The following is a 13,650-nucleotide window of genomic DNA, read 5'->3' as shown; positions in this document are numbered from 1 at the left end:
TCGATTCGAGCATGTCCCGATAGACATGCTTTTGAGAGCATGTCGAAAGGGGCACGCGCTGGGCGCTCAGGCGGGCGGCAGGGCGGCGAGCACTGCGGCGGCGAAATTGTCGAGGTCCCAGGCGGCGCGCTCGTGGGTCATGCCGAGGCGGACGATCACGGCGTCGCGCGAGGGCACCACGAGGACGGCCTGGCCCTGGAAGCCGGAGGCCTGGTAGGCGTCGGGGGGCACGTGGGGCAAGCGGCGCTTGCTCGGGTCGGCGGGGTCGGGGGCGTTGGCCCAGAAGTGGGCGGCGTAGTCGCCGGGGCCGGTGCGGGTGGGCGTGCGGCTGTACTCGACCCAGCCTTCGGGGAGGATCCGGGCGCCGTCCCACACGCCGTCCCGCAGGTAGAGCAGGCCGAAGCGGGCCCAGTCGCGCGCGGTCGCGTAGACGAACGACGAGCCGAGGAAGGTGCCGCTGGCGTCGGTCTCGAACACGGCCGAGCGCATGCCGATCGGCGCGAACAGGGCCTCGTGCGGGAAGCGGTGGTAGTCGGCCAGCGCGGGGAACTGGTTGCGGACGATCCAGCTGAGGATGTTGCTGGTGCCGCTCGAGTAGGCGAACACGGTGTCGGGGTCGTGCGCGAGCGGGCGCGCGAGGGCGACCGCGACGGCGTCCTCGACCTCGAACAGCATGTGGGTGGCGTCGGCGAGCGGGCCGTAGCGCTCCTCGAACTGCAGGCCGCTGCTCATGCGCAGCAGTTGATCGAGGGTGATCGCGCCGCGTGGGTCGCCGGACCACGCGGGGACCGGCGCCGGCGCGTCGCGGGTCAGGCGGCCGCGGCCGACGAGGATCCCGATCAATGCGCCCGTGACGCTCTTCGACATCGACCAGCCGAGGTGACGCGTGCCGCGATCGAAGCCGTCGGCGTAGCGCTCGGCGACGATCGCCCCGCCGTGGACGACGACGACTGCGCGCGTGAGTCGCAGCGAGTCGGGGTTCGGCTCGCTGAACGCGGCAGTGACCGCGGCGTCGAGGGCGGCGCGGTCGAGGCCGGGCGGATCGGCGGCGAGGCGCTCGCCCTCGCCGGCCGGCCACGGGGCGTCGCCGGCCGGGGCGTGCTGGACGGCGAGGGTTTGCGCCTGCAGGGCCTCGGGGGCGGCGCCGATGGCGAGGGCGCAGCCGAGGCCGTCGCGGTGCACTGCGGTGCGCCCGGCGAGGCCGAGCACGCTGGCGTGGACGCGCCGCTGCTCGCGATCGACGGCGAAGGACACGTACCACATGGGGGCGAGGTCCTCGCCGATGCGGTCCGGATCGCGGCCGGCGACGAACACTGCCGAGCAGGCGTTCTTGGCCACGTAGCCGGTCGCGGTCGGGAGGATCCAGCCGGCGACGAACACGACGGCCGCGAGCAGCACGAAGGCGAAGCCGAGGAGGAGCCGCCGACGCAGGCGAGGAGGGGCAGGCGGGGCCGACACGTCGAGCCAGTGTACCGCGGCGGGCGGCGAGCAGGCCCTGTCGCCGCGGGGCCCGAGCGGGGGACCAGTGACTTCAGGCATCTCCGCCGCGAGGGCGCCCAGGCGCGGCGGCTGGCGGCGGCGTGATAGCTTGCGGCATGCTGCGATCTTTGTCTTGGCCTGGTCTGGTGGCGGTCTCGGTGCTGGCGTCGGCGTGCGGCGAGGCCGGAGGGGGCTCGGGCACGAGCGCGACGGGGGTCACGGGGGCGACGTCGCTCGCCACCACGTCGACGACCGCGGCGCCGACCACCGGTGGATCGGCGACGAGCGAGGCGAGCACGTCGAGCGGCGAGGACAGCACCGCGGCGCCGACGTCGACGAGCAGCGTGACGGGCGGGCCGGCGCTCGACGTCGGCCTGCCGGACTTCGGCGGGCCGAGCGAGTGCGCGGCGGAGCAGCACGCGGCCTGCGACGCGGTCGACGGCGATCCGCTGCAGGCGATCGGCCTCAACTGTCCGGGCGAGCTGACGGTCTCGGGCGGCTTCGACGGCAACCCGGCGGGGCTGCGGGTCATCTCGCAGTGGGGCCAGGCCGACACGTTCACGCCGCGCGAGGGCAGCAGCTTCCTGGTGCTCAGCACCGGCCACCTGGGGGAGATGCACGACGCGCCGGCCGACGAGGGCGACGTCGCGTATCACTGCAACTCGTGGTTTACGCCCGGGGACGGGATGGACACGACCAAGTTCCCGCCGCCGCTCACGAAGCAGCCGGTGCAGGGCGATTGCCTGGTCGACCCGTCGCTGGTCGGCACCGGTGATTGTTCGAAGACGATCAAGAACCAGTTCGAGCAGAGCGGCTTCAAGTACGACTATCAAGAGCTGCGCTTCACGGCGGTGGTGCCGGACGGGGCGGAGTCGTTCAGCTTCGACCTGGCGTTCTTCACCAAGGAGTACCCGATCTGGCAGGACCAGCCGTATAACGACATGTTCATCGGCTGGCTCGAGTCGACGAACTGGACCGGCAACATCTCGTTCGACCAGCAGGGCAAGGCGCTGTCGCTCAACGCGGCGTTCCTCGAGCTGTACGACGACGGCGGCGACCTGCCCGAGTTCGCCGGGACGTGCATGCGCTACAGCGCGGGGACGAAGTGGCTGACGACCACCGCCGACGTGGTGCCCGGGGAGACCATCGAGCTGGTGCTGGCGATCTTCGACCTCGACGACGTCAACTGGGACAGCTTCGTGCTGGTCGACAACTTCCAGTGGCACTGCGGCGACGCGGGCGGACCGGTGACCGAGCCGGTGGGGTGAGGCGAGGGCGCATTGACACCCGGCGGGGCGGTCGGTAGGAGGTTTTCGCCGTGACGACCTCCGACGAGACGCTGCTCCACGAACTCGACGCGCGCATGATCGCCTTGCCGGCGGCGGGGGTGGTGCTCCGCGACGAGGGCACCAAGACCAACTGGCAGGTCGCGGTGGCGCAGTTCCGCCTGGGGGCGGTGCCGGTGACGCGCGAGCTGTACGCGGCGATCCACGGCGAGGCGCCGGCGTCGTCGGCCGGGCCGCGGACGCCGGTGACCGAGGTGTCGTGGAACGAGGTGATCCGGTTCTGCAACGCGCTGTCGCTGCGGGCGGGGCTGCGGCCGTGCTACGCGTTCGGCGAGGACCCCGAGGCGCGCGACGTGACGTGCGACTGGGACGCCGACGGCTACCGCCTGCCGTCGGAGGCGGAGTGGGAGTACGCGTGCCGGGCCGGGACGACCGGCGAGCGCTACGGCGAGCTCGACGCGATCGCGTGGCACCACGGCAACTCGGGCGGCGCGCCGCACGACGTGGCGACCCGCGAGCCCAACGCCTGGGGCTTTTACGACATGATCGGCAACGCCTGGGAGTGGTGCTGGGACGTCTACGATCCGAAGGTCTACGGGCCGTACCGGGTGTTCCGCGGCGGCGGCTGGAACGACAGGCCGCGCGGCCTGCGGGCGTCGTGCCGCCGCCGCAGCCACCCGACGTTTCGCGTCGACGACCTCGGGTTCCGCCTCGCCCGCTCGCGCTGAACTGCGTCGCAGCCGTCAGCGCTGACGTGGCGAAAGGGACATGTCCGTTCCGCCATGTCACCCGCCGCCCGGCCTGCGACGCGCCTGTCGCAGGGGGCCCCCGCGTGTCGTGTGGGTGTCGGACATCCGCGTCGTGTGGTCGCGCGGCGGCGCCGGCCGGTGATGGGCCGCGACGTGCGCTATAACGGAGGGATGCAGGCTTATCCTCGGCTATTCCTGGCGCGCAATATCGGCCTTGTGACAGCGCTCGTCGCGGCCTCGGGCTGCACCGAGCGAGACCCCGGCGACGAGACCGACGGCGGCACGACGACGGACGGACCGGCGACCGGGGGTCCGATGACCGACGGCACAGTCACCGCGGCGCCGACGACGGACCCACCGACGACCACTGATCCGACTTCGGACACCGATGGCACGACGGACGGGCCGGAGCCGGCGCCGACGGTGCCGATCGGCTCGAGCCTCGAGGCCGACATCCTGTTCGTGATCGACAACTCGCTGTCGATGGCGCCGCGGCAGGCGAAGCTGGCGGCGGCGATGCCCGCGTTCGTCGACGCGCTCGGCGGCCTCGACTACCGCATCGGAATCACCACCACGGACAGCGGCAACCCGCGCTGCAACGCCGACGACAGCGGGCCGGAGCGCGGCGAGCTGGTGCTGACGAGCTGCCTCGAGCGCGTGGCCGCGGGCGAGTTCGAGCTGCCGGGGATCTTCGACGACGTGTCGGAGGCGTGCACCGCCGCGTGCGCGCTGGGCGACGCCGATCTGCCGATCATGCCCACTGCCACGCACGCGTCGAACGGCGAGCTGGCGCCGCGCAAGTGGGTCGAGGTCCACGGCCAGGTCAGCAACCTGCCGGAAGGAGTGTCGCCGGCGCAGGCGCTGCAGTGCTTCATGCCGCAGGGCGTGACGGGCTGCGGCTTCGAGTCGCACCTCGAGTCGATGTTCACTGCGCTGGCGCGCACGAGCGACGGCGGCTCGGCGAGCAACTTCGGCTTCATGCGCCCGCAAGCGAGCCTGTCGGTGGTGCTCTTCAGCGACGAGACGGATTGCTCGCCGGCGCCCGGCTTCGAGGAGATCTTCACCAACAACAAGGTGTTCTGGGAGGACCCCGACGCGCCGGCGCCGACCAGCGCGGTGTGCTGGAACGCGGGCGTGCGCTGCGAGGGGCCCGGGCCGCTGTACGCCGGCTGCTCGGCCGGGAATCACGACCTCCAGGGCAACCCCGGCGTGAGCGACGAGGCCGCGGTGTTGCAGCCGGTGTCGCACTACATCGATTTCCTGCAGGCGATCGAGGATCAGAAGCGGGTGTTCGATTCGTTCGCCGAGGTGCGGATGATGATGATCGCCGGCGTTCCGCCGGGCTACGAGACGCACGATAGCGAGCTCGTGTACGAGGACGCCGCCGACCCGCAGGTCCAGCTCGACTTCGGCATCGGCCACGGCTGCATCGACGCGGAGTCCCTCGGCGCCGTCCCGCCGGTGCGCGAGCGCGAGGTCGCCGAGGCGTTCGCGGTCGGCGAGGACCGCGACATCTTCTCGATCTGCAACAGCGACTACAGCGCGGCGCTGGCGGCCATCGCCACGCGGATCGCCGACCAGCTCCGGCCGGCCTGCATGCCGCTGTGCGTCAAGGACATCCAGCCGGAGACGCCCGTGGTCCAGCCGAACTGCCAGGTGTTCGAGGTCGACCTCGCCGCCCAGACCCGGATCGAGGTGCAGAAGTGCGAGGAGGTGGACGGCAACTTGGCGGTCCCCGCGGGCGCGACGGTGTGCTTCGCGGAGCTCGTCGATCTGGGCAACCAGACCCCGAGCTCCCTCGACGACATGTCCGCCGAGTGCGTCAGCGAGGGCTTCAACCTCGAGTTCCAGTTCTTGCGCACCGCGCCGCCGCCCAGCGGCGCGACGTTCGAGGCGACCTGCGAGAAGTCGCCGAATCCGTCGCTCGCCTGCCCGGCCCTGTGAGCCGGGGAGAGGCCTGACCTTCGCCGCACCGCGAGCGGCGAGGTCGGGCCGCTCGCGGCGGCGGCGGCCGGTGAGGACGTGCGCCCGGGGAGGTTGCGCCGCGGACGCGACGATGACGGACGGACCGCGGTGTGGCCATGCGTGACGGCGATCATGCGCGGCCGAGACGGACGACGCGCGAGGTGGCCACGCGGCGCGTCCGTTCGCGGACACGCAGCGCTGTGCGGCCCTGCAGACGGACGTCGCGAGCCCCGGCCACTGCAACGATCAGAGACGCGAGCGCCGGTCCGCTGAGAGGGCCGCGGCGCGCGTCGCGGAGGTTTTTAAGAGATGTCTCATGAGACATGTGGTCGCATTCGCGACCGGAGCGAGGAGACGAGGTCATGACCGGCGCGACGGGTCCGGGGACGCTGTTGTCGCGGGCGCGGGGGCTGGTGGCGCGCTCGCCGGCCGCGGTGGCGCTGGCCAAGCAGGTCTATCGCTCGCCGCGGCTGCAGCAGACGCAGGTGTTCCGCCGGTTCGTCCGCACGCGCGCGACGCAGGCGGAGGCGGCGGTGCAGGCCGGAGCGCCGCCGCAGCTGTGGCTGGAGACGGTGCTGACGTGCAACGCCCGCTGCTCGATGTGCGTCCACAGCGAGCGCAAGATGGTGGGTGTGATGTCGATGGACCTGTTCCGCCGGCTGGTCGACGAGGCGTCGGCGTGGGGCGTCGACTCGGTGTGCCTCAGCATCTACGGCGAGCCGATGGTCGACAAGCGCTGGCTCGAGCGGCTGCAGTACGTGCGCATGGCGGGGATGACCTACAACTTCTTCTCGAACGCGAGCATGCTGACGCCCGAGCTGGCCGCGGCGATGCTCGAGCTCGGCGGCTGGACGGAGGTCAACTTCAGCGTCAACGGCCTGTCGAAGCCGGTCTACGAGGCCGTGATGCCGCCGCTGTCGCGCGACCGGGTGTACGGCAACATCGAGCGGTTCCTCGCGCTGCGCCAGGCCCACGAGGGCGCGGTGCCGAAGGTGACAGTGTCGTGCGTGACGCTGGCCGAGAACGTCCACGAGATGCCGGAGTTCGTGCGCTTCTGGCGTCCGCGGGTCGATCGCGTGAGCATCGCCGATCGCACCGACTGGCTCGGCGAGCTCAAGAAGACCGACCGCGCGGTGCCGGTGCGCGGGCGCCTGCGGGTGATGGACGATTCGCAGTGGCAGATGCCGTGCCCGGCGCCGTGGCGCAAGATGTACGTGTACGCCGACGGCCGGGTGTCGCCGTGCTGCGAGGACGCGGCGCTGCGCCAGCTGATCCTCGGCGACACGAATGTGCAGAGCCTGCGCCAGATCTACCACGGGCCCGGCTACGCGGCGCTGCGCCAGCAACACCTGCACGACCGCCGCGGCGAGCACCGGATCTGCGGCGGCTGTCGCGTCAACCCGCCGTGGATCTGAGCGCTCGAAATCGGCGACCCGCACGCGCGATGCTTCGTCGCGGACGGATCGCCGTGCGTTTCGCGGAATCGAGATTCGGGGCGAAATTCGTGGCTTGACGGTGATATTGAAAGTCGTTATCACTTTTGGCATGCAAATCAGAGAGGTCGGCGCATGAGCCAAACAGCCTTCGATCTGCTCGACGAACGGACCGCGCGGGTGCTCCGGCGCTTGCACGCCGAGGCCGACCGGCAGATGCCGCGGCTGCTCGTGAAGTATCTGCCGGTGCTCCCGCGGTTGCTGCTGGGCAAGCGGGTCGACTTCAAGGACGAGCACCTCGGGTTCTACGCCGACAAGTACATCCCGCTCGATCGCGAACAGGCGGCGTTCTGTTATCTGACGCTGCGGGCGCTGGGGGCCCGGCAAGTCGTAGAATTCGGGACGTCGTTCGGGGTGTCGACGATCTGGCTGGCGGCGGCGCTCCGCGACAACGGCGGGGGCAAGGTGATCGGCACCGAGATGGTGGCGGCCAAGGCGAGGCGGGCCCGCGAGCACGTCGAGGAGGCGGGGCTCGCCGAGTACGTCGAGATCCGCGAAGGCGACGCGCGCGAGACGTTGCGGTCGATCGAGGGCGAGGTCGACTTCTTCCTCAACGACGGGTTCCCGATGCTCGCGCTCGACATCCTCAAGCTCGTCGCGCCGCGGCTGCGTCAGGGCGCGGTGGTGCTGACCGACAACGTCGGCCACTTCCGCGGCAACTACCGCGAATACGTGGCGTACTTGCGAGACCCGCGGAACGGGTTCCGGTCGATGACGGTGCCGTTCCGTGCGGGGACGGAATACTCGGTGCGCACGGCCGCGTCGGCGGAGCCGGGCCCCTAGGAACAGGCGCGCCGCGGGGTCGATCGCTCGCGGCGGAATGTGCAGAGAGTGCGGCCGACGTCGGGCCGGCGAGGGCGGTCGTCCGCGGCTGCAGGCGCCGCGGTTCAGCGAGCTGACGCTGCGGGACGTCGCACGCAATGCACATTGCGACGGGCGGACGACGCGAGGCGCCGAACAGGTTACGGCGGCGTCACGCGGCAGTCTCGACGGCGAAGATCGGCGCTCACGCTTGGACGACGGCGCGCGGCTTCTATAGGCTCGCGCGCATGTCGACGGGTACACGGCGCCTCGCTGCTCTCTTCCTCCTCTTTCCGGCCTGCAACAACGACACGCAGGAGCCGACCGAGGGTCTCTCGACGGCGCCGATGATCACCTCGGTCGGGGAGTCGCAGACCACGACGTCGACCACGTCGGGCGAGCCGACCACCACCGCGGAGCCCACGACGGACGCGACCACGGGGAGCTCGACCGAGGCGCCGGAGGAGACGACGACGTCGACCTCGACGGACGCGAGCACCACGACCGGGACGAGCAGCGGGGTCGTCGAATCGTGCGAGGACGGCCTGCAGAACGGGAGCGAGACGGGCGTCGATTGCGGCGGCCCGGCCTGTCCGGGGTGCGCCGACGGCTCGGCCTGCGTCGCCGACACCGACTGCGCTGGGATGAGCTGCGTGGACGCGGTCTGCGGGCCGGCACCGGCGACCTGCGACGACGCGGTCCTCAACGGGAGCGAGACGGACGTCGACTGCGGCGGGGCCGACTGTCCGGCCTGCGGCGAGTCGCAAGCCTGCGTGGAGGCGGTCGACTGCGCGTCGCAGAGCTGCGTCGACGGATCGTGCGCGGCGCCGGCGTGCGACGACGACGTGGCCAACGGCGAGGAGACCGCGGTCGACTGCGGCGGACCCGAGTGTGAGCCGTGCGGCGACGCGCTCGGCTGCGAGGTCGCGGAGGACTGCAAGAGCGGGGTGTGCGACGGAGGCCTGTGCGCCATCCCGCTGTGCAACGACGGGGCGAAGAACGGCGACGAGACGGATGTCGACTGCGGCGGTCAGCACTGCGATCCCTGCGACGACGGGCTGGCCTGCGAGATCGACGGCGACTGCGTCGGCGACGACTGTACGGGCGGGATCTGCGTCGGCGCGAGCTGCGACGACGGGGTCAAGAACGGCGGCGAGACGGGCGTCGATTGCGGCGGTCCGGACTGCGCGCCGTGCGGGACGGTCGGCCTCGTCATCAACGAGGTCGACTACGACCAGCCCGGCAACGACACCGCGGAGTTCATCGAGCTGCTCAACACGTCGGGCGCGCCGATCGACCTGAGCAACCACGCGGTGGTGCTGGTCAACGGGGCGAACAACTCGACCTACGCGACGATCAACCTCGGGGGCACGCTCGCGGCGGGGCAGTACCTGGTGCTCGCGCACGCGAACTTCGTCGTGCCGGCGCCCGCGCTCAAGGTGACGATCACGAGCGGCATCGTGCAGAACGGCGGCACCAGCCCCGACGGGATCGCGCTCGTCGACAAGAGCGCCAAGAAGGTGGTCGACGCGCTGTCGTACGACGGGCCGATCACCGCGGTCAACATCGCCGGGATCGGGACCGTGAGCCTGGTCGAGGGGACGCAGCTGCCGGGCAGCGTGATCGACGACGCCGCATCCACGGGCTCGCTGGCGCGGCTGCCCAACGGGCAGGACAGCAACAACGCCGCGAGCGACTGGAAGTTCACGAAGAAGCCCACGCCGGCGGCGGCCAACATGCCGTGAGCACGGCGCCTATGGGGGGGTGCGAGCGGCGCTCGCGGAGCGCTCCCGCCTGCGGAGCCGTGGCGCTCGCTCTCCCCATCCATCGATTTGCAGCGGACTGCGGCGTGCGAACGGCCTCGGCGGGTGCGCGCGCCGGAGGCGGGAAGTCTCTTCGCCGATCGTGCTGGCGGAGGGCTGCCGCCGCGCCCGTGGCGGGGCGAGGTGGCCGCAGTCGAGTGGGTGCTAGCGTGATTCGCGGAGGTTGTTTCGGACCATGCGAATCATGCGTATATTGGCGATCTCATCGCTCGCAGTCGCGTTCGGCTGTGCTTGTCACGGCGACGACGACGCCAGGAAGGACGAGGACGCCGGTGAGACGGGCGCGACGACGATGACCGGGACCGGCGGCGACGCGACGACGACCGTCGAGAGCTCGACGATGTCCGGGACGAGCGGGTCGACGGGGACGCAGGTGACCACCGATGCTGCCGCCGGGTCCATCGACGATGCATGCGCTGCCTATTGCGCCAAGCTCGCTGCGTGCGGGTTCGAGCCCGCATCGATGACTTGCGCGCCGGAGTGCGTCGAGGACGTCATCGCCAGCGGAGCGCAGTGCTTGCCCGTGTACGAGGACCTGCTCGAGTGCGGGGGAGGCTTGGACTGCGAGGAGCTCGCCATTTTCTACGACGGCGTCGAACCTGGCCCTTGCGCCGACGAGCTCGCGGCGGAGCTGGCGAGCGGATGCGACCCGGGCGGGTGCGGGGCCGGCGGAGCGACCGACGGCATGTCCGAGTGTTCGGCCTCGCTGCAGTGCACCGGTGAACCGGTCTACGAGATGCAGTGCAAGGGAGAGCGGTGCGTGTGCCTGGTCGACGGCGTGGAGCGCGGCGATTCGTGCCCGGCCGAGATGGTCTGCCAGCAGGACTTCGAGATGCTCAGCGACAAAGCTTCTCGGTGTTGCGGGTTCGATCTGGAGCCGGATTGGGAGGAGCCGCCGCGCGCGCTCGGGCCGTCGCTATGATCATAGTCGGCGCGCTCGAGCTGCCCTCCGTGCGCCGACCACCCGTCAGCGTTCGAACGGGAAGACGATCGTCGACCACAGGCGGGCGCGTCTGCCGGGCGCGGGGCCGCGTTCGAAGAACGGCCGCAAGGTCGTCTGAAGCGCGGCGACCAGCTCGCGGCATTCGGCGTCGTCGAGGTGCAGCAAGGCGGAGCGAAAGCCGGCGCCGTCCGCCGCGAGATCGACCGATCCCGCCGCCGCTGCGTGCTGGATGTACCGGCCCCACGCGTCGAGCAGGTGGGCCGTGAATGCAGCGAAGCCACGCGTCGATGCCGCCGCCGCTCGCCGGGGTCCTGCCGCAGCCGTCGCCCTGGGATGGCCTTTGGGCCAGCTTCTACGGCGGCATCGCCGAGGAGGTGATGACCCGCCTGGGCATGGCGACGGTGCTCGCGGGGGTGATGGCGCGGTGGCTCGGGCGGCGGGCGGCGCTCGCCGTCGGGATCGCCGGCTCCGCGCTGCTGTTCGGCGCGCTGCACCTGCCCGCGGCTGCGCAGGTGTGGCCGCTGACCGCCCTCGTGGTGGCCCGCACGCTCGTGCTGAATGCTGTCCTGGCCGCGCTGTTCGGCGCAGCCTACGTGCGCCACGGTCTCGAGCACGCCATCGTGACGCAGCCGACCTCGTGCTGCACGTGGCCGTGCCGGCGCTGATGGCGTGACACGGCGCTCTGTGGATCGTCGTCGCGGTCGGCTGAGTTTTCATGAAACACCCGGCGCCACTCGTGGCCGAGGCGCCGACTTGCACAGGGAGCTCGGCGATGACGCAGAAGTGCGTCCCTGGTGGACGATCGGTGCTCAGGTGCCGGCTCGCCAGCCGCCGAGGTAGTCGCGTTGCTCGCGGCTCAGGACGTCGATCTCGACCCCGAGCGCGTGCAGCTTGAGGCGGGCGACCTCTTCGTCGAGGGCGCGCGGCAGGGTGTGAACGTCGGCGGCGAGCTCGCGGCCGGAGGCGAGCACGAACTCGGCGGCGAGCGCCTGGTCGGCGAAGCTGAGGTCCATGACTGCGGCGGGGTGGCCCTCGGCGGCGGCGAGGTTGACGAGGCGGCCCTCGGCGAGGAGGTAGATCCGGCGGCCGTCGGGGCGCACGAATTCGTCGAGGGCGGGACGGATCCGCCGCCGCTGCGGGGCGAGGGCGGCGAGGGCGGCGAGGTCGAGCTCGACGTCGAAGTGGCCCGCGTTGGCGACCACTGCGCCGTCCTTCATGAGCGCGAACTCGGGGCCGCCGATCACGCCGCGGTTGCCGGCGACGGTGCAGAAGAAGTCGCCGACGGCGGCGGCGCGGGCGATCGGCAGCACCTGGTAGCCGTCCATCGTGGCCTCGAGCGCGCGCAGCGGGTCGACCTCGGTGACGATGACGCGGGCGCCCATGCCGGCCGCGCGCGCGGCCAGGCCGCGGCCGCACCAGCCGTAGCCGCAGACGACGAAGCAAGCGCCGGCGAGCAGGCGATTGGTGGCGCGCAGGATGCCGTCGATGGTGCTCTGGCCGGTGCCGTAGCGGTTGTCGAACATGTGCTTGGTGACGGCGTCGTTGACGGCGATCACCGGGTAGCGCAGGGCGCCGTCGCGGGCCATGGCGCGCAGGCGGGTGACGCCGCTGGTGGTCTCCTCGGTGCCGCCGACGATCGCGTCGCCGAGCGCGGCGTGGCTGGTGTGGACGAGGGTGGCCAGGTCGGCGCCGTCGTCCATGACGAGCTGCGGTCGGTGGGCCAGCGCGGCGGCCAAATGGGCGAAGTAGGTCGGCCGGTCCTCGCCGGCGCGCGCGAACACGCCGACGCCGTCGTGCACGGCCAGCGAAGCGGCGACGTCGTCCTGGGTGCTGAGCGGGTTGCTGGCGCACAGGCGCAGGTCGGCGCCGCCGGCCTGCAGGGTGCGCACGAGCGCCGCGGTCTCGGCGGTGACGTGCAGGCAGGCGGCGACGCGCACGCCGGCGAGCGGGCGCTCGCGGACGAACCGCTCGCGGACGGCGGCCAGCACCGGCATGGCCCGCTCGGCCCACTCGATCTTGTCGCGCCCGCGCGGGGCCAGGGTCTCGTCGCTGATGTCTCTCGGGGTGGTGGTCATGGACACGCTCCTGCCGGCGAAGATGCGGGAGGGCGACGCATGAGTCACGTTCGAGTTTCTCTCCGATGGTATAAGTGTGGCTAATGCTGCCGGACTTCAACCGCCTGCGGGTGTTCTTCCACGTCCACGAGGCGCGCAGCGTCAGCGCGGCCGCGGCGGCGCTGCACGTGACGCAGTCGGCGGTGAGCCAGAGCCTGGCCAAGCTCGAGGACGAGCTGAAGGCGCAGCTGTTCGTCCGCCGCCACCGGGCGGTGGTGCCGACGGCGGCCGGCGAGGCGCTGTTCGCCGTGGTGGCGCCGTTCGTCGCGGGGCTGCAGGAGCGGGTCGGGCAGATCCACCGCGCCCGCCACGAGCTGGCGGGGACGCTGCAGATCGGGGCGCCGGTCGAGTTCGGGGCGCACCGCCTGCCGGAGGTGCTGGCGGGGTTCGCCCGCGTCCACCCGGGGGTGCGCTTCTCGCTGCGCCTCGGGCACCCGTCCGAGATCGTGCCGCTGCTCGAGGAGGGCCGCCTCGACCTGGGGTTCGCGGACCTGTTCGAAGGGCCAGGTCCGGCGGAGCGCCGGCTGGCCGGCTTCGAGGTGGCCGAGGTGATGGAGGAGGCGCTGGTGCTGGTGGCGGCGGCGGGCCACGAGGCGGCGACGCTGGCGGGCAGCCGGGCGTTCGCGCGGCTGTCGGGGCAGCGCTTCGTCGACTACCACGCGAGCGCGCCGGCAGTGCGCGGGTGGTTCCGCCACCACTTCGGCCGGGTGCCGCCGCGGCTCGAGCCGGCGCTGGCGGTCGAGAGCGTGCAGGCGGTGATCGCCGCGACGAGCCACGGGATGGGCTTCGGGGTGGTGCCGGCGCACACGGTCGCGCGCGCGCTGGCGGCCGGAGAGCTGGTGGCAGTGACGACGCGCAAGCGGGCGCTGACGAACCGGATCTCTCTGGTGAGGTTGCTCGACCGGGTGCCGAGCCGGCTCGAGCGGACGTTCGTGGCGTTCGTGACGCAAGCGCTGGGGAAGCGCCCGGCGGGGTGAGAGGCCGCGGCGGAGTACGG

General features: G+C 71.8%; 12 protein-coding genes. 9 read left to right on the top strand and 3 right to left on the bottom strand.

The window, feature by feature from the left end:
• Positions 1-66: 66 nt before the first annotated feature.
• On the bottom strand, positions 67-1,458 hold the full coding sequence (locus OV090_RS02080) for a serine hydrolase (protein ID WP_267701757.1): 1,392 nt from the start codon (positions 1,456-1,458) through the stop codon (positions 67-69).
• A gap of 149 nt (positions 1,459-1,607) precedes the next feature.
• On the opposite strand from OV090_RS02080, the gene OV090_RS02075 reads away from it, so the two are divergent.
• From OV090_RS02075 to OV090_RS02045, 7 genes are all read left to right on the top strand, one after another.
• Positions 1,608-2,747, top strand: coding sequence for a choice-of-anchor L domain-containing protein (locus OV090_RS02075; RefSeq protein WP_267701756.1), 1,140 nt, complete (start codon positions 1,608-1,610; stop codon positions 2,745-2,747).
• A gap of 95 nt (positions 2,748-2,842) precedes the next feature.
• Positions 2,843-3,493, top strand: coding sequence for an SUMF1/EgtB/PvdO family nonheme iron enzyme (locus OV090_RS02070; RefSeq protein WP_276601084.1), 651 nt, complete (start codon positions 2,843-2,845; stop codon positions 3,491-3,493).
• Positions 3,494-3,730: 237 nt separating this feature from the next.
• Positions 3,731-5,458 carry a VWA domain-containing protein gene (locus tag OV090_RS02065; RefSeq protein WP_267701754.1) on the top strand — a complete coding sequence of 576 codons (1,728 nt, stop codon included), beginning with the start codon at positions 3,731-3,733 and terminating at the stop codon, positions 5,456-5,458.
• A gap of 383 nt (positions 5,459-5,841) precedes the next feature.
• Positions 5,842-6,894 (top strand): radical SAM/SPASM domain-containing protein, encoded by a 1,053-nt coding sequence (locus OV090_RS02060; protein WP_267701753.1) that lies wholly within the window; start codon positions 5,842-5,844, stop codon positions 6,892-6,894.
• Between the two features lie 153 nt (positions 6,895-7,047).
• Entirely contained in the window at positions 7,048-7,755 is a 708-nt protein-coding gene (locus OV090_RS02055) for a class I SAM-dependent methyltransferase (protein ID WP_267701752.1), read from the top strand.
• Between the two features lie 266 nt (positions 7,756-8,021).
• Positions 8,022-9,518, top strand: coding sequence for a lamin tail domain-containing protein (locus OV090_RS02050; RefSeq protein WP_267701751.1), 1,497 nt, complete (start codon positions 8,022-8,024; stop codon positions 9,516-9,518).
• Positions 9,519-9,780: 262 nt separating this feature from the next.
• Entirely contained in the window at positions 9,781-10,518 is a 738-nt protein-coding gene (locus tag OV090_RS02045; protein WP_267701750.1) for a hypothetical protein, read from the top strand.
• A 45-nt stretch (positions 10,519-10,563) separates the two neighbouring features.
• Here the strand turns inward: OV090_RS02045 and OV090_RS02040 are convergent, their stop codons facing one another.
• Positions 10,564-10,704, bottom strand: coding sequence for a hypothetical protein (locus tag OV090_RS02040; RefSeq protein WP_267701749.1), 141 nt, complete (start codon positions 10,702-10,704; stop codon positions 10,564-10,566).
• Between the two features lie 101 nt (positions 10,705-10,805).
• On the opposite strand from OV090_RS02040, the gene OV090_RS02035 reads away from it, so the two are divergent.
• The gene (locus OV090_RS02035) at positions 10,806-11,204 is read left to right on the top strand and encodes a CPBP family intramembrane glutamic endopeptidase (protein ID WP_267701748.1); all 399 of its coding nucleotides are present in this window, start codon (positions 10,806-10,808) and stop codon (positions 11,202-11,204) included.
• A 144-nt stretch (positions 11,205-11,348) separates the two neighbouring features.
• On the opposite strand, the gene ahcY is transcribed toward OV090_RS02035, so the two are convergent.
• Complete coding sequence (gene ahcY, locus OV090_RS02030) at positions 11,349-12,614, bottom strand: adenosylhomocysteinase (protein WP_267701747.1); 1,266 nt, start codon at positions 12,612-12,614, stop codon at positions 11,349-11,351.
• Between the two features lie 83 nt (positions 12,615-12,697).
• Between ahcY and OV090_RS02025 the strand changes: the two genes are divergently transcribed.
• Positions 12,698-13,630, top strand: a complete 933-nt coding sequence (locus tag OV090_RS02025) for a LysR family transcriptional regulator (protein WP_267701746.1) — start codon at positions 12,698-12,700, stop codon at positions 13,628-13,630.
• Positions 13,631-13,650 lie beyond the last annotated feature (20 nt).

Source organism: Nannocystis sp. RBIL2 (genome assembly GCF_026626745.1).
In the GTDB taxonomy this organism is placed as follows: Bacteria; Myxococcota_A; Polyangia; order Nannocystales; family Nannocystaceae; genus Nannocystis.
The sequence above is the reverse complement of the archived record's forward strand: the minus strand, read 5'-3'. Positions and strand labels throughout refer to the sequence as shown.